The sequence below is a fragment of the Arthrobacter sp. zg-Y820 genome, assembly GCF_030142155.1.
GTDB lineage: Bacteria > Actinomycetota > Actinomycetes > Actinomycetales > Micrococcaceae > Arthrobacter_B.
On record NZ_CP126247.1, the window covers coordinates 3,474,842 to 3,489,503 of the forward strand.

17 protein-coding genes and 1 other RNA gene are annotated in these 14,662 nt (G+C 66.6%); 11 read left to right on the forward strand and 7 right to left on the reverse strand.

Going from position 1 to position 14,662, the window contains the following annotated elements:
- Nucleotides 1-61 precede the first annotated feature (61 nt).
- Entirely contained in the window at nucleotides 62-415 is a 354-nt protein-coding gene (locus QNO08_RS15860; protein WP_229966242.1) for a hypothetical protein, read from the forward strand.
- 60 nt (nucleotides 416-475) lie between these two features.
- Here QNO08_RS15860 and QNO08_RS15865 read toward each other — a convergent pair whose 3' ends face one another.
- Together QNO08_RS15865 and QNO08_RS15870 are read right to left on the reverse strand one after the other, a co-directional pair.
- Nucleotides 476-1,744 carry an ABC transporter permease gene (locus QNO08_RS15865; protein ID WP_229966243.1) on the reverse strand — a complete coding sequence of 423 codons (1,269 nt, stop codon included), beginning with the start codon at nucleotides 1,742-1,744 and terminating at the stop codon, nucleotides 476-478.
- Nucleotides 1,741-2,463, reverse strand: a complete 723-nt coding sequence (locus tag QNO08_RS15870; protein ID WP_229966244.1) for an ABC transporter ATP-binding protein — start codon at nucleotides 2,461-2,463, stop codon at nucleotides 1,741-1,743. The genes QNO08_RS15865 and QNO08_RS15870 overlap by 4 nt, the downstream gene beginning before the upstream one ends.
- A 132-nt stretch (nucleotides 2,464-2,595) precedes the next feature.
- Here QNO08_RS15870 and QNO08_RS15875 point away from each other — a divergent pair, with 132 nt between their 5' ends.
- A complete protein-coding gene (locus QNO08_RS15875; RefSeq protein WP_229966245.1) occupies nucleotides 2,596-2,826 on the forward strand; it encodes an alpha/beta hydrolase in 231 nt (76 codons plus the stop codon).
- Nucleotides 2,827-2,990: 164 nt separating this feature from the next.
- Here QNO08_RS15875 and QNO08_RS15880 read toward each other — a convergent pair whose 3' ends face one another.
- Complete coding sequence (locus QNO08_RS15880; protein WP_229966246.1) at nucleotides 2,991-3,572, reverse strand: TIGR03086 family metal-binding protein; 582 nt, start codon at nucleotides 3,570-3,572, stop codon at nucleotides 2,991-2,993.
- 215 nt (nucleotides 3,573-3,787) lie between these two features.
- Between QNO08_RS15880 and QNO08_RS15885 the strand changes: the two genes are divergently transcribed.
- The 4 genes from QNO08_RS15885 to QNO08_RS15900 all read left to right on the forward strand — a co-directional run bounded on the left by QNO08_RS15885 (nucleotide 3,788) and on the right by QNO08_RS15900 (nucleotide 8,009).
- On the forward strand, nucleotides 3,788-4,414 hold the full coding sequence (locus QNO08_RS15885) for a TMEM175 family protein (protein WP_229966247.1): 627 nt from the start codon (nucleotides 3,788-3,790) through the stop codon (nucleotides 4,412-4,414).
- A 10-nt stretch (nucleotides 4,415-4,424) separates the two neighbouring features.
- Nucleotides 4,425-5,084, forward strand: coding sequence for an alpha/beta hydrolase family protein (locus tag QNO08_RS15890; protein WP_229966248.1), 660 nt, complete (start codon nucleotides 4,425-4,427; stop codon nucleotides 5,082-5,084).
- Nucleotides 5,085-5,325: 241 nt separating this feature from the next.
- The gene (locus QNO08_RS15895; RefSeq protein ID WP_229966249.1) at nucleotides 5,326-7,128 is read left to right on the forward strand and encodes a flavin-containing monooxygenase; all 1,803 of its coding nucleotides are present in this window, start codon (nucleotides 5,326-5,328) and stop codon (nucleotides 7,126-7,128) included.
- Between the two features lie 74 nt (nucleotides 7,129-7,202).
- Nucleotides 7,203-8,009, forward strand: a complete 807-nt coding sequence (locus QNO08_RS15900; protein WP_229966250.1) for a hypothetical protein — start codon at nucleotides 7,203-7,205, stop codon at nucleotides 8,007-8,009.
- Nucleotides 8,010-8,049: 40 nt separating this feature from the next.
- Here QNO08_RS15900 and QNO08_RS15905 read toward each other — a convergent pair whose 3' ends face one another.
- Nucleotides 8,050-8,298 (reverse strand): hypothetical protein, encoded by a 249-nt coding sequence (locus tag QNO08_RS15905; protein WP_229966251.1) that lies wholly within the window; start codon nucleotides 8,296-8,298, stop codon nucleotides 8,050-8,052.
- Nucleotides 8,299-8,426: 128 nt separating this feature from the next.
- Here QNO08_RS15905 and galT point away from each other — a divergent pair, with 128 nt between their 5' ends.
- Together galT and galK are read left to right on the forward strand one after the other, a co-directional pair.
- Nucleotides 8,427-9,569, forward strand: a complete 1,143-nt coding sequence (gene galT, locus QNO08_RS15910) for a galactose-1-phosphate uridylyltransferase (RefSeq protein ID WP_229966252.1) — start codon at nucleotides 8,427-8,429, stop codon at nucleotides 9,567-9,569.
- Nucleotides 9,566-10,723 carry a galactokinase gene (gene galK, locus QNO08_RS15915; RefSeq protein ID WP_229966253.1) on the forward strand — a complete coding sequence of 386 codons (1,158 nt, stop codon included), beginning with the start codon at nucleotides 9,566-9,568 and terminating at the stop codon, nucleotides 10,721-10,723. Before galT ends, galK begins: the two co-directional genes overlap by 4 nt.
- Here galK and QNO08_RS15920 read toward each other — a convergent pair.
- Complete coding sequence (locus QNO08_RS15920; RefSeq protein WP_229966254.1) at nucleotides 10,720-11,661, reverse strand: ABC transporter substrate-binding protein; 942 nt, start codon at nucleotides 11,659-11,661, stop codon at nucleotides 10,720-10,722. The two genes, galK and QNO08_RS15920, sit on opposite strands and share 4 nt — an antisense overlap.
- Before the next feature lie 177 nt (nucleotides 11,662-11,838).
- Nucleotides 11,839-12,330, reverse strand: coding sequence for a hypothetical protein (locus tag QNO08_RS15925; protein ID WP_229966255.1), 492 nt, complete (start codon nucleotides 12,328-12,330; stop codon nucleotides 11,839-11,841).
- Nucleotides 12,331-12,415: 85 nt separating this feature from the next.
- Between QNO08_RS15925 and QNO08_RS15930 the strand changes: the two genes are divergently transcribed.
- Nucleotides 12,416-12,766, forward strand: a complete 351-nt coding sequence (locus QNO08_RS15930) for a nuclear transport factor 2 family protein (RefSeq protein ID WP_284155613.1) — start codon at nucleotides 12,416-12,418, stop codon at nucleotides 12,764-12,766.
- A gap of 105 nt (nucleotides 12,767-12,871) precedes the next feature.
- Here the strand turns inward: QNO08_RS15930 and ssrA are convergent.
- Nucleotides 12,872-13,242, reverse strand: a transfer-messenger RNA (tmRNA) gene (gene ssrA / locus QNO08_RS15935).
- Nucleotides 13,243-13,381: 139 nt separating this feature from the next.
- On the opposite strand from ssrA, the gene QNO08_RS15940 reads away from it, so the two are divergent.
- Both QNO08_RS15940 and QNO08_RS15945 read left to right on the forward strand, forming a co-directional pair.
- Nucleotides 13,382-14,134: a nucleoside/nucleotide kinase family protein gene (locus tag QNO08_RS15940; protein WP_229966257.1), complete on the forward strand. Its 753-nt coding sequence runs from the start codon at nucleotides 13,382-13,384 to the stop codon at nucleotides 14,132-14,134.
- Nucleotides 14,135-14,193: 59 nt separating this feature from the next.
- Nucleotides 14,194-14,616 carry a VOC family protein gene (locus QNO08_RS15945; RefSeq protein WP_229966258.1) on the forward strand — a complete coding sequence of 141 codons (423 nt, stop codon included), beginning with the start codon at nucleotides 14,194-14,196 and terminating at the stop codon, nucleotides 14,614-14,616.
- The last annotated feature ends 46 nt before the right edge of the window (nucleotides 14,617-14,662 follow it).

Genomic DNA, 14,662 nt, shown 5'->3' on the forward strand with positions numbered 1-14,662 from the left:
CCCGGATGCGCCTTAGGATGGCGGCGAAGCCTATTCATTCCGTTCCGCAGGAGGAATGGCCATGCCTTCGAACCCGCCGTCGGCGTCCGGCCCCCAAGGATCCGCCGGCCGCCAGGACTACGGCAATGTCCCGGTGATTATTTCGGCCGTACTGGCCGCCGTGGCCGGCGTGGCCGTGGCCCTTTTCTCCACCGGAGGAACGGAGCGTGACTTCCGGTGGGAGCTGGGTGTTGCGGCTGCCTGCGTGACCTTCATAGTGTCGCTGCTGATTTTCCTGCTCCTGATCGTCACCGCCCGCCCCAACCCCGAGAACTTGGGCAAGGGCACCGGGATCAGGCGCAGCTTCGGTTCCAAGCCGGGCGCGGTCGACGACGACGACCGCGGGTTTCGCCCGGACGACCCGGATCCGCGGTAGCGAAGCCCGGCGGGACCACCGCCGGCGACGGGCCGCCGGGCGAACGCCCCGCCGCTGCCGTTACTCGTACCGCAGGGCGTCGATCGGGTTCTGCTTCGCCGCACGGCGGGCCGGCAAGGTGCCGGCCAAGAACGCAATCAGCATGACGACGCCGATGATGGTCGCCACTGAGGCAGGCGTGAACAGCATGATGTGCAGGCCGGGCAGGGCCGAAAGCACGGTATTGGACAGCACGGAGCTGATTATCGAGCCGAGCCCGACGGCGACGCCGGCCCCGAGCGCGGAGCCGAGAAAGCCGATGAAGATGGCTTCGAAGCTGAACAGGGCGAAGATCTTGCCGCCGCCCATGCCCATGGCCTTCATCAGCCCGATTTCCCGGGTGCGTTCCTGCACGCTCATCAGCAGCGTGTTCACAATGCCGAAGCCGGCAGCGATCAGGGCGATGACTGCGAAGGCATTCAGCACGCCGATGATGCCGTTGATGACGGTCTGGATGGCGCCGATCTGGTCCGCGACGGTCAGGCCGGTAAAGCCCTGCGCTTCAAGGTCCGCCTTGACGGCCGCGATCTGCTCTTCGTCCGCGCCGGCGTCCAGGAAGGCAATGGAGGTGATGTACCCGGTGGAGACACCCTCCGGGATGCCGGTGCGCTGCAGGGCGTCCAGTTCGGCGCGCAGGTCGGAGTTGAAGCCGGCACCGTCGCCGAACAGCGAGTCGTTCTGCACGCCGGCGATGACGGCCTCAACGGTGTGCTGGGTGCCGGCGTAGTCGGTGACCGCGATGGACACGGTCTGGTCCAGGGCGGCGTCAGCGTTGGCAAAGCCCAGCGGTTCCACGTAGCTGGACGGGATCAGCATTTCCGCTCCGGTGCCTTCGCCCAGCTGGCGTCCGGCGGCGAGGTCGGCATCGGCCAGCCCCACCATCGGGTTGGTGGTCAGCTCGAACTTGGCTCCGCCGTCGTACTGGATGTAGTCCGGCGCCAGCATCGCGGCGGGCTCGACCTTTTCGATGCCCTCGGTGGCGAGGATGGTCTCGATGTCCGCGTCGGAGAGCAGGGTGAAGTTGCCCTGGGTGGCGGCGCCGTCGGGGTTGTATTCCTTGGGCCCGTCATCTTCGGCTGCGGCCTCGGTGGTGGGCGAGACGGTCATCAGGTTGTCGCCGCCGATGGCGCCGACCTGCTTGTCGATGTAGTCCGAGACGCCGGCGCCGATCGCGCTGGTCAGGGTCAGGGTGAAGGCACCGATGAAGATCGCGACGACGGTCAGCGCGGTGCGGACCTTGCTGCGGAAGGTATTCGCTACGGCTGAGCGGAGAATATCGCCGACGGTCATGCTGGGGCCCCTGTGGTGATGGTGGTGGAGGTGAGTTCGGCTTCGGACACTTCGCGGCCGTCCTTGATGTAGAACTGGCGGCCGCAGCGGGCGGCGAGGTCGGTGTCGTGCGTGACCGCGATCAGGGTGATGCCCTGCTCCCGGTTCAGGTCGAAGAGGATGTCCTCGACGACGGCGCCGGTGGCGGTGTCCAGGTTGCCGGTCGGTTCATCGGCGAAGATCACCGACGGGTTGTTCACCAGGGCGCGGGCAATCACCACGCGCTGCTTCTGGCCGCCGGAGAGGTCGGTGGCGCGGTTCTTGGCCTTGTCCGCCATTTCCAGGCGTTCCAGTGCCTCCATGCCCCGTCGTTTGCGTTCGGCCGGCTTCACGCCGGCGATCATCAGCGGCAGGACGACGTTGTCCAGCACCGACGAGTTGGGGGTGAGGAAGAACTGTTGGAACACGAAGCCGAAGTCGCGGTTGCGCAGTTCGTTCAGCTCGTTCTTGCCCAGCGAGCGGGCGTCCTGGCCCTTGACCGTGATGGTGCCGCCGTCCGGGGTGTCCAGCAGGGCGAGCAGATGCATGAGGGTGGACTTGCCCGAGCCGCTTTTGCCGACGATGGCCAGGGATTCACCGGCTTCGACGGCGAGGTTGACGCCCTTGAGCGCATCGAAGCGGTTCTCGCCCTGCCCGTACGACTTGGTCAGGCCCTGGGCGCTGAGTATGTGTGCTGTCATGCTGTTCAGATTATGCGCGGCACCTGCACGTTTGCCGTGTGTGCCCGGCCATGCCGTCGTGTCAGCGGGCGTCCTGCGGAGGGGTCCCGCAGATCCGCTTTTACGCTGGCAGGGCCGGATATTGACTTCTGAATGGCAGCGATACCCCCGGCATCCATGCCCGGCGGCCCGCGGCACGGCAAGCCCGAGATTTTCGTTTCACACGGACGCGCCGACAACGTCCGGCCCCTCCGTTCCAGCAGCCGCAAGATGGTCCCGTCACTGGAACGGGACGGCTACGGCGTCAGCTACCGGGAGCGTGACGGCAGCCACTCGGCTCCGCCGTGGATCATTGGGGAGGCGCTGGACTGGCTGGGCTGGTAGCCGGAATCCAATCCGGCGGGCGCTGCCGCTCACTGGCTCCCACTCTTTGTTGCCTTCTGGGGCCAGTGTGATCCCTGGGGCCTCATGCGTCACGAAGACTGGGAACCCGTGCACGCTCTGGCGGTTCTGCCCGCACGGATTCACCGCACGGACAAAGCTCCCGCTCAGAGCGGCGGAACCCAGGCGGGATCCCGCCCGGTCAGCCCGATCAGCTGGTCCAGGGGCGAGGCTGCCTCATCCACCGGAACCGCGGGTCCGAAAAGCTCCGGGCTGCGGGGCTGTTCCAACAGGAATTCCGCGCAGGCCTGCACAGCCCGCGGGTCCGGGTTGAAGTGCTGGCCGGTGGAGCGGGCCAGGTCCCAGCCGTGCACAATGATCTCGTCCAGGGCAAACATCCCGGCTTCGGAGGCCGAGAGCGGAACCCGCCCGGCCACGGTCTCGCCGTCCCAGGCTGCTGGGTCGGCCCAGGCTCCGGCCAGGGCGGTGAGCTGATTGGGAATCCGCTCCCGCCAGCCCCCGGCCAGGTTGCCGGAGTCGGCCGGCGGAGCTTCCTCGGCGCCCGGCGGCAGCGCACGCTTGAGCGCCGCGAGCTGGAACTCCAGTGACAGCCCGTCCATGTGGTCCAGGAGATCGCCCACCGTGTACTCGGGCGACGGCGTGGGCCAGTTCAGCTGATCGTCCCGGATGGCGGTTATAACCGCGCCGGTGTCCCGGGCTGCATGGTGAAAATCGACTGGAGCGCGCATGTTTCCTCCTCGCGGGAGAGCATCTGCCGGATCGGCAGGACCCATCTGCTCTCCTCAAAACGGTAGCAATGAAGAGTCCCGGCCCGTAAGGGTCAGCCGGTCCAGCCAGGTCACCGGCGGGATTCTTCCTGCCCGTCCAGGGGCTCTTTCCACCGTCCCCGGCCACGGCTAGGATTGCCGCACCGATAATCCGGCAGCGCGGAAGACGGTGGGCCATGGCCAAGAAGCCTGCGGAATCCGAAGCGGGCCGTGCAGGAGAGTCCCGGCTGATCAGTTTCATCGATGCCGTCATTGCCATCGCGATGACTCTGCTGGTCCTGCCGCTGGTCGACGATGCCGCGGACATCGGCACGCAGTCCCCCGCGGCATTCCTGCGGGACAACGCCTATGGCCTCTTTGCCTTTGTCCTGAGTTTTGTGGTGATTTTCCGTTTCTGGCTGGGCCACCACCAGATGTACGAGGGAGTCTCCGGCTACACCCCGGGCCTGGTCTGGGCGAATCTGCTCTGGCTGCTGTGCCTGGTGTTCCTGCCCTTCCCCACCCAACTGCTGGACACCGGCGACCGGGGCGGCTCGCTGACCAACGGCCTGTACATCGGGACAATGGTGCTCGCCAGCGCCTCCGCGCTGGTCCAGCAGCTGATCATTCGCCGCACACCGGCCCTGACCGCACCTGACGCCGACCCGGTTCCGGTGCTTCCGGCGGCCACGATAACGGCACTGTTGGCGGCAGCCCTGCTGGTCGCAGTCGCGGTTCCAGCAGTCGGGCTCTGGGCGCTGCTGCTGCTCTTCCTGCAGGCGCCGGTGCAGCGGCTGGCCGCACGGAAGCTCCGAGCCGCGTAAATTGAAGAACATGCCCATCCAGCACGAACAGTTCGCCATCCCCACCGGTGACACCGAGGTCTCAGCCGCCTTCGCCGCACCGGCCAACGCAACTGCCGCCGTCGTCGTCGCGCACGGAGCCGGAGCGGGCATGGACCATCCGTTCCTGACCGGTTTCACCGATGCCCTGAACGACGGCGGCATCGCGACCCTGCGTTTCAACTTCCCCTACCGCGAGGCCGGCCGGAAGTTTCCGGACCGGCCGCCGGCCGCCATCGCAGCCTGGCGGGCTGCCATGGAGGCAGCGGCCTCACGCACCGCCGGCCTGCCGCTCTGGTCCTGCGGAAAGTCCTTCGGCGGGCGCATGGCCTCCATGGCCGCCACGGAGGGAATGCCTACGGCGGGACTGCTCTTCCTGGGCTACCCGCTGCATCCGCCGGGCAAGCCGGAGAAAATGCGCGACGAACATCTGTACGGGCTGACGCTGCCGATGCTGTTCCTGCAGGGCACCAGGGACACCTTCGCGCTGCCCGGCGAACTGGAACCGGTGGCCGAGCGGATCGGGCCGAACGCCCGCGTTGAGTGGATCGACGGCGGGAACCACTCATTCGAGGTGCGCGGAAACAAGCGGGCACCTGAAGTCATCGGGGCCGGAATGGCCGCGTACGTCTCGGAGTTCATTCGGGCCTGATTCTCCCTCTCCCGGGCCGCAGCCGGCTTATCCGCTCAGGCGAGCCGCTCAGTACGGCGTGTGCTGGTGCAGCGCCAGCTTCCGGTCGGTGATCCGCAACCCGCCGGTCAGCATGATCAGGCAACAGAGCCGGCCAGCGCTTTGGGAGCAGACGCTCCGCCCTTCCGCGCCGGGGCCGGGCCGTGTTTACTGGAGCTCCGCAGCCGGTGATGGTTGCTTCCGGACCCACATAGGAGTGGATATGGCTGAAACGTCGCAGGCCCTGCTGGATCAGTCAGTCGAAAATTGGCTGAGGAACCTCGACGCCGCACTGAAAACCCGGAACGCCGCGGCCGCGGCCGAACTTTTCGCAGAAGACGGCCTCTGGCGGGATTTCGTCTCCTTCACCTGGAACCTGAAAACACTCGAAGGACGCGAACAGATCGCCGGCATGCTCAATGCCGTTCTCGAGGAGACTGATCCGGGCGCCTGGGAACTGGCAGAACCCGCAACCGGAACTCCGGAGCTGACTGAAGCTTGGATCACCTTCGAAACCGGGGCGGCAACCGGGTGGGGCCACCTGCGGCTGCGAGACGGCAAAGCGTGGACCCTGCTCACCACCATGCAGGAGCTCAAGGGATACGAGGAGCCGACGGGCGTCCGCCGCCCCAAGGGAGTGGAACACACCATTCGCCGCGGACGTCAGTCATGGCTGGAGGAAAAGGCCGAGCACAACGCCAGGCTGGGCCGCGAGGAACAGCCGTACTGCGTTATTGTCGGCGGCGGCCAGGGCGGAATCGGTTTGGCCGCCAGGCTGCGGCGCCTGAACGTCCCCACCATCGTCATCGAACGAAATGACCGGGCCGGCGACTCCTGGCGCAACCGCTACAAATCCCTCGCCCTGCATGACCCGGTCTGGTATGACCACCTGCCCTACCTGAAGTTCCCCGACGACTGGCCGGTTTTCGCGCCCAAGGACAAGATTGGGGATTGGCTGGAGCATTACACCGCCATCATGGAACTGGACTACTGGTCCGGAACCGAATGCCTGAACGCACGGTTCGATGACGACAGCGGAACATGGGAACTGAAAGTCCGGCGCCACGGCGAGGACATCACGCTCCGGCCGCAGCAATTGGTCTTTGCGCTCGGCGTCTCCGGTTATCCCAATACCCCGGAGTTCGACGGCGCCAAGGCCTTTCTGGGCGAGCAGTACCATTCCTCGCAGTACCCGGGCGGCGGGGACCAGTCGGGCCGCAAGGCGCTGGTTATCGGCTCCAACAATTCCGCCCACGACATCGCGGCCGATCTTTGGGAACACGGCGCCGATGTCACCATGGTCCAGCGGTCCTCAACCCATGTGGTGCGCAGCGACTCGCTCATGGAATTCGCCCTTGGCGGCCTCTATTCCGAGGCCGCGCTGGCTGCCGGCGTCACCACTGAAAAGGCGGACATGCTCTTCGCATCCCTCCCCTATCGGATCCTGCCGGAAGCGCAGATTCCCATTTATCAACAGATCGCCGAACACGACGCCGAGTACTACAACCAGCTCCGCGATGCCGGCTTCGATCTGGATTTTGGCGAGGACGGCTCAGGCCTGTTCCTGAAGTACCTGCGGCGCGGGTCCGGCTACTACATCGACGTCGGTGCCTCTCAGCTGCTCATCGACGGCCGGGTTAAGCTCCAGCGCGGGCAGGTGGCCAAGCTGACCGGCAACGGCGTGGTGCTGGACGACGGTTCGGAGCTGGACGCCGACGTGATTGTTTACGCCACCGGATACGGCTCCATGAACAACTGGCTGGCCGACCTGATTTCCCCAGAGGTCGCAGACCGGGTGGGAAGATGCTGGGGCTATGGCTCGGACACGATCAAGGATCCCGGCCCGTGGGAAGGGGAGCTGCGCAACATGTGGAAGCCGACCAACGTGGAGAACCTCTGGATCCATGGCGGCAACCTGCACCAAAGCAGGCATTACTCCATTTTCCTGGCCTTGCAGCTCAAAGCACGGATGGAAGGCCTGCCCACTCCGGTCTACGGACTGCAGCCGTCCCACCATCTACGCTGAGCCACCGGAATGAGCTGGCACGACGAATGCCCGCCCCCTGTGCCGGCAGGCCCGACGTTCGATAAGCTATCGGCATGCTGAAGAGACTGGCGAAGAAAGTCGCTGTGGCAGCACTGATTTTTACGGCCTTGGCCGCTGGCCTGGCCGCTGTCCTGGGTTATGGATTCCTGCAACTGCTTCAGACGGCAGTTTTCGGCGACGACGGCGACCCCTCGATCCTGTCGTTCGTCGCCGCCTTCATCACGCCGCCGCTGTTCATCGGTGCCGCGGTGCTGCTGGGCCTGGGAGTCCGCGCGCAGAGGCGCCGCACGCGGACCGCCCGGAACCGCCGCGATGATGCCGCGGCGCAGGCCGAGGCCTGGCGCCGGCTGTACCTACGCCGTGACGACCTGCTGGTGAAGTGGTCACGCTACGAAACCGACGTCTCGCTGATGATCGATTATCCGGTGATGACTGACTACTCCGACTCCGTCATCCGCGAGGTCATCGTCGCCATGCAGGGCATTCGGGCGGCTGAGGCTGAAGCCCTGGACCTTGGCCGCGGCCGGGCTGAGAATTCGAAGCTCCGCCGTGCCGTGGACCGCTTCGAGGTAGCCTTCGTCACGGCTGAAAAGTACGCCCGGCGCTGCGGACAGTCGAAGCTCAGCGACTCCGAGCGCAGCAAGCTCGCCACTGCACGGCAAGCCCTGAACATCATCCTCGACGGAGCAGCCACACCGTCGGAGGTCGACGCCGCCTATCGCAGCCTGCGCGGCTCGCTGCGCGGAATCATCGACCTGCCGGACTCCGCCGTCGCCGATCTGGAAGCGCACACCAGGCAGGCCCTGGGCGTGCACCCGCACGGCTCAACGGCTGCATCCGCCGCCAGCCGCGCGGCCTAACGGGTTCATCCCGCCGCGGGGACGCCGCGAGGGGACGCCGCTAGCTGCGTTCTTCGTCTTCCCTTTCGCGCGGATACTCATCCTCATCGCTGTTCGCTGCCCCGCCGTCGGCGTCCTGCTCCAACCTGTCGGCCTCGGACCCGTCAGGCCGCAGCGGATCTCCATGCGGGCGCACCGGGTCCTGAATCCCCGTGTCCTCCTGTGCCTCCGGGACAACGGAAGCCTGCTGCTCAAGGACATCGGCTTCATTCTGCGCCGCTGTTGCGGGACGGTCATTCGGAGTGGACATCGTTCTGCTCCTTTTGCTGGAGGGAATTCTTAAATTGTAAGCCGGCTTACCAGGTTGTCCGCAGGGCATGAGCGCAAACACCTTGGGATAGTCTGTGACTTCCGAGCGATCGGCAGACGAAGGAATCCATGACAGTCTCCACCAGTACGCGGCTCTCCGACGGCCGGGAACTCATCTACTTTGATGCTGCGGAGGACACCGCCCGCCGGCGGGCAGCCGCCCCGGCGGACCGCCGAGGACTGCCGGCCCGGCCGGGCAACGGAACCGCCAGGTACGACGCCCTCACCGGAGAGTGGATCGCCGTCGCCGCGCACCGCCAGTCGCGCACCCACCTGCCGCCCGCCGACCAGTGCCCCCTGTGCCCGTCCTCGCCGTCGCGCGCTTCGGAGATCCCAGCCGAAGACTACGAGGTGGTGGTCTTCGAAAACCGTTTCCCCTCCTTCGGCCCGGAGCTGGGCGTCCTGCCGGACAACCCGTCCTGGGGCACGACGGCGCCGGCATACGGACGCTGCGAGGTGGTGGCCTTCGATTCGGCACACGAGGGCTCCTTCGGTTCGCTGTCCCCCGGGCGTGCCCGCACCGTCGTCGATGCCTGGGCCCACCGCACCGAGGCGCTGTCAGCGATGCAGGGCATCCGGCAGGTGTTCTGCTTTGAGAACCGCGGGGCGGATATCGGCGTCACCCTGCTGCATCCGCACGGACAGATTTACGCCTATCCGTTCCTTCCCCCGCGCTCGGCAGTCATGGCGCAGCAGGCTGCCGCCTTTTTTGAAGCCTCGGGCGGCCGGCAGACCCTGGTGGGTGCGGCGTTGGACGCGGAGCGGAGCTCCGGGGACCGGATGATCCTCGAGGGCCGGCATTTCAGTGCCTTTGTGCCGTTTGCCGCCCGGTGGCCGCTGGAAGTTCATTTGGTGCCGCACCGCCAGGTTGCCGACCTTGCCGATCTGCGCGACGACGAGCGGGATGACCTGACATCCGTCTACCTTGACCTGCTGGCCCGGGTCGACGGGCTGTATTCCACGCCCACCCCGTACATTGCGGCGTGGCATCAGGCGCCGCTGGACGCCCGGTTCCGCGCGGCGAGCCGCCTGCACCTGCAGCTCACCTCGCCGCGCCGGGCCGAGGACAAACTCAAGTTCCTGGCCGGCTCCGAGGCGGCCATGGGAGCTTTCATCAACGACACCATCCCCGAGCAGGTGGCCGCGAACCTGCGTGCCGCCGCTCCCGCTTGCGCCGGCACGGCGCAGGCCGCCGGAAAGGCCCTGGCATGACGCTTTCCGCCCCGGAATTGGTTACCGCTTTCACCAACCGTTTCGGTCGGGAGCCGGCGGGCGTCTGGTCCGCCCCCGGACGGGTCAACCTGATCGGTGAGCACACCGACTACAACGACGGGTTTGTGCTGCCTTTCGCCATTAACCGCTCGACGTCGGTGGCGGCGGCACCGCGCCGGGACCGCACCACGCAGGTGCATTCGGCGTTCAACGGCGGAAGCACTGTCAGCGCGAGCCTGGACGACCTGCAGGCGGGCAGCATCCAGGGCTGGGCGGCCTACCCGCTGGGCGTGCTGTGGGCGTTCGAGGACCACGGCGCCCGGGTTCCCGGCGTCGACCTGTATCTGGATTCGGATGTGCCGGTCGGTGCCGGGCTCTCCTCCTCGGCGGCCCTGGAGTGCGCCGTGGCCGTCATGGCCAACGAGCTCTCCGACGCCGGGCTGACCGGACCGGAGCTTGCCGCGCTGGGCCAGCGCGCCGAGAACCTGATGGTCGGCGCACCCACCGGCATCATGGACCAGTCCGCGTCCCTGCTCGGCGAGGAAGGGCACGCGGTTTTCCTGGACTGCCGGACCCGGGAAGCGCAGCTGGTGCCGCTGGATCTGGCCGGCAACGGCCTCACCCTGCTGGTGATCGACACCAGGGTCAGTCACGAGCATTCCACCGGCGGATACGCCGCCCGGCGGACCTCCTGCGAGCGCGGCGCCGAGGCCATGGGCGTCGCCGCACTGCGCGACCTCTCCCTCGCTGACCTCACGGCTGCCGCGGGCATTTTGGATGAGGAGACCTTCCGCCGCGTCCGGCACATAGTGACGGAGAACGACCGCGTCCTGGCCGCCGTCGACGTCCTGCGCGGGCAAGGCCCCGCCGGGCTCGGCGCCCTCCTCAACGAGAGCCATGCGTCCATGCGGGACGACTTTGAGATTTCCTGTCCGGAGCTGGACCTGGCCGTGGACACCGCACTCAGCGCCGGTGCGCTGGGCGCCAGGATGACCGGCGGCGGCTTCGGCGGCTCGGCCATCGCGCTGGTCAACAGCGACGACGCCGACGCCGTCACCGCCGCGGTAACGGCCGCGTTCACCGCGGCCGGCTACACCGCACCGGCTGTCTTCACGGTGCTGCCCGCCGCCGGTGCCGGACGGGTGCAGGGCTAGGAGGCGTCCGGGCCGCCGGAAACGAAGAACGGGGCCAGGTCGCCGTAAGGGTTCACGGCCGTTTCGTCGTCGAACCCGTCGAACTGCTGGCGCAGGCCGATCACGGCGCGGGCCCCTTCATCTGTGATGGTGGTGTCCCGGGCAATACCCCAGGGGCCCAGTTCGGCGTCCAGCACCAGACGCGCGTCGGGCTTCGACAGTCCGCGCACATCGGCCACCACGTCCACGGCGTCGTTCCGATGGGCCGGATCCAGCACCCAGGCCAGTGCCGCCTCGTAGCTTTCGCGGAAGCGCACGGCGACGTCCCGGTGTGCGGAGTACCAGTCCCCGTTCCAAGCGGCCACGGAACCCAGATAGGGCATGCCGAGTGCTGACTCATCGGCGAGCTGGTTCATCCCCTGTTCCCGTGCGAGCACCTCGAGGCCGTCGCTCAGCAGCGTGGCCGAGGCGTAGCCGTCAGTCATGCGCCGGTAGCGTTCGGCCACCCCGCCCTGGCTGACCACCGTGTAGTCGGAGTCCCGACGGAGGCCGGCCTTGTCCAGGATCGAGTACATGACGTACGCATAACCGCTGTCCCTGGCATCCACCGCCACCTCGCCGCCGTGCACGGCCTCCAGCGACGTAATCTCCGGCGGACTGACCGCTGTCAGTTCCATGCCCAGGTCCAGGGCAAAATCGGCCATAACGTACAGCGGGCTGCCGTAGTCGTTGGAGGCGTTGCAGCGGTAATTGACCACGTTGTCCCAGGCGGTCTGCAGGACCTCGTAGTGTCCCGCGGCGAAGTCCCGAAACTGCTGGTCCGAGGACTGCACCTGTTCGTACACCACGTGCACGTCGTTGTCCCTGAAGAATCCCTTTTTCTCTCCCGCTGCCAATGCGGGAGAAAGTGAAAAGACTCCCATCCTCAGGGGATTCGAGCTGCTCCCTGGCTGTGACATCTCAGGTCCTTTGATCGCTCGGAGTTAACCCCCACAACCAGCCTAGGGAGCCGGACCTGGTTGCGAAAGGATGCAGCGCTAACGGGCGGCGCCGGCCCTTGCACAGGCCCGGTAGCCTGCGGCTATGCATCTAAAACGCCGCGCCGCCCTGCTTGCGGGAATACGGGATAACCGGGGTCAGCGGCTGGCGGTTCCCCGCCTGGATTCCAGCAGCGGTGGTATCCAGGCATCGCACAAAGATCCGGTCACCCACGAATACACCGTTTTATGCACGACATCCACCACGGTTTCATCTGTCGGCCAGGAGGCCGGAGGAGCGCCGACGCCCGTGGCATTTTCCAAGGTCTGATCCGTGGCCAGCCGCACCACGGTGTGGGTGCTGTTGGCCACCGGTCCGCGGATGCCGGTGACTGACCAGACACCCCGCAGCGCACCAAGCACCGCGCCGGTGCCCCAGTGCATGGCGTGATTCCACACAGGCGGGCGGGCGCCGTCGTCGGGCTTTTGGCCCAGCAGTGTCAGCAGCGTGCGGGCCGGCACATACGAATTGGGCCGGGACGTGACCAGCTGCTCCACCTTTTCGCCGGCCGTCATCACCGCCACGCCTGCCAGCCCCGCCACTGTCCCCGTACCTGCCGCCTTGAGCAGCATCCGTCCGCGGCCTGCCATGGTTGACCTCCCCTGTCCGGTTTGGGCTGATTGGAATCCAGCGTAAGAGATCAGCGGCAGGATCGGGCACACTGAAAGCATGAGCGTGCACTCCAAGATTAAAACCGCCGAATTGGAACTTCTCGCCTCGACGACGCGGAGCAATGCAGAGCGGGTGGGAGAACTGCTGCATCCGGAGTTTGTGGAAGTTGGGCGTTCCGGGCGCAGGTGGACCCGCGGGGAAGTCATTAGAGCCCTGAGCCGCGAAGACAGGCGTCCAACGCCGGAAGCGGATGAATGGGCCTTCGCGGACCTCGCTCCGGACCTCGTTCTTGTCACCTACCGGCTGCGCGCGGGCACCCGCCAGAGCCGGCACGCGTCGGTGTGGGACACGTCGGCCCCTGCGCTCCGGCTGCGCTACCACCAGGGAACAGTGATTCCGCTGGAGTTCCAGTAGGCCGGAGTCCGTCCGGCGAGCGCTCCGGCACGAACCCCAGGGCTGCGCAGAACGCCGAAGGCCCGCCCGGGTACGGGCAGGCCTTCGAATTCCGGCAGGTGCCGGTCGTGGAGATGGGGGGAATCGAACCCCCGTCCGATGTTGTGTTGAAAGGGCTTCTCCGGGCGCAGTCTGCGTCGGATTTTCTTGGCCCCAGCCGTCGTACAGACGTGCGGCTGATCCGGGCCCAGCCGTTAAGGAGTCCCGAACACGCCAACGGCGGGCATGTTCAGCAGTGGCCCTCTAAATGACGCCAGGATCCGGAGCGAGAGCAACTCCGGGCTGACGGACTGTGCCTTACTGCTTAGGCAGCAAGGGCGAAGTCAGTGCGCATAGGTTTGGCACTTATTTTTTTGCAGAGAGCGTTTACGAGATAACTCTGCATCCTCGGCCCGCTTCCCCTGTCGCGGCAAACACCGTCGAAACCGATCATCCCCGTATTCAGTTGCCAAGGCCGTTCATTTACAAGGCCGCCGTTCCCGGCGTCCACACAGAATAACGCGCACCGCGCCGCGATGATTCCCGCTCCGGCCGAGGCATCTGCTGCTGCGGACCAATCTGCAGGACAATGTCCCAATGGACATCTCACGGCCCGCCGAGGATCCCGGAAACGCTGCCGGCACCAACACTGTCGGCACCGCCCCGCCGGAGCTGACCACCGCCGCCGAACTGATCAGCCGGGCACGGACGTTGGCGGTCGGCGGCACCCGCCGGATCCTGGGCATCACGGGGGCGCCCGGAGCCGGCAAATCCACCGTTGCCGCGCAACTCGTGAAGGCGCTGGGACCGGACATCGCCGTCTTGGTGCCGATGGACGGGTTTCATCTGGCCAACAGCATCCTGCGGGACCTGGGCCGCCACGGGCGCAAAGGAGCGCCGGACACGTTCGACGACGGCGGTTACGCGGCGCTGCTGCAGCGTCTGCGCTTCCAGCTGGCGGACGAACCGGTAATTTTTGCCCCTGATTTTCGGCGTGACCTGGAGGAATCGATCGGGTCTGCAATTTCCATTCCGCACACCGTTCCGCTGGTGGTCACGGAGGGCAACTATCTGCTGCTGCCCAACAGTTCCTGGCCGCGCGCCCGGGCGGCAATGGATGAGGTTTGGTATCTGGCAGCGGACGCCGCCGTCCGCCGGGAGCGCCTGATTCGCCGCCACGCACGGTTCGGCAAGTCACGGGCGGAGGCCCGCAAGTGGGCGTTGGGCAGCGACGAAGCCAACGCGCGCATCATCCGGCGCCACGCCCGCCGGGCCGACGTCGTAGTCCGGCTTGCCGACGCGGGCCGGGCCGCCGGCCACTCTTTTTCCGCTCCGCCAAGGGGTGGATAATTTGGTTCCATCATTTCCCGGCCATCCCCCATCATTTCCCGGCCATCCCAGGAGCAGCCATGAACAGCGAACTGAACCCGTACCTGTCCTTCCGGGACAGCGCTAAACCAGCCATGGAGTTCTACCAGTCGATCTTCGGCGGTGAGCTCAACACCAGCACATTTGCCGAGTTCGACGCCGCCGAGGATCCGGCCGATCGGGACAAGATCATGCACTCGGCGTTGCGGACGCCCAGCGGGATGGTCCTCATGGCCGCTGACGTTCCCAGCAGCATGCCGCTGGGCGACAACAGCAGCTTCACGCTTTCGCTCAACGGGGACAACGAGTCCGAACTGAACGGCTATTGGGAGCGGCTGATCGAGGGCGGCAGCATCACTGAACCGCTGGAAGTGGCCCCGTGGGGCGACAGCTTTGGCATGTGCACTGACAGGTTCGGCGTGAACTGGATGGTCAACATCAGCGCCGGCGGGGACGAAAGCTGACGGACCGGCCCGCGGCGGCAGGCCGGTACCCCGCCGCCGTGGACGC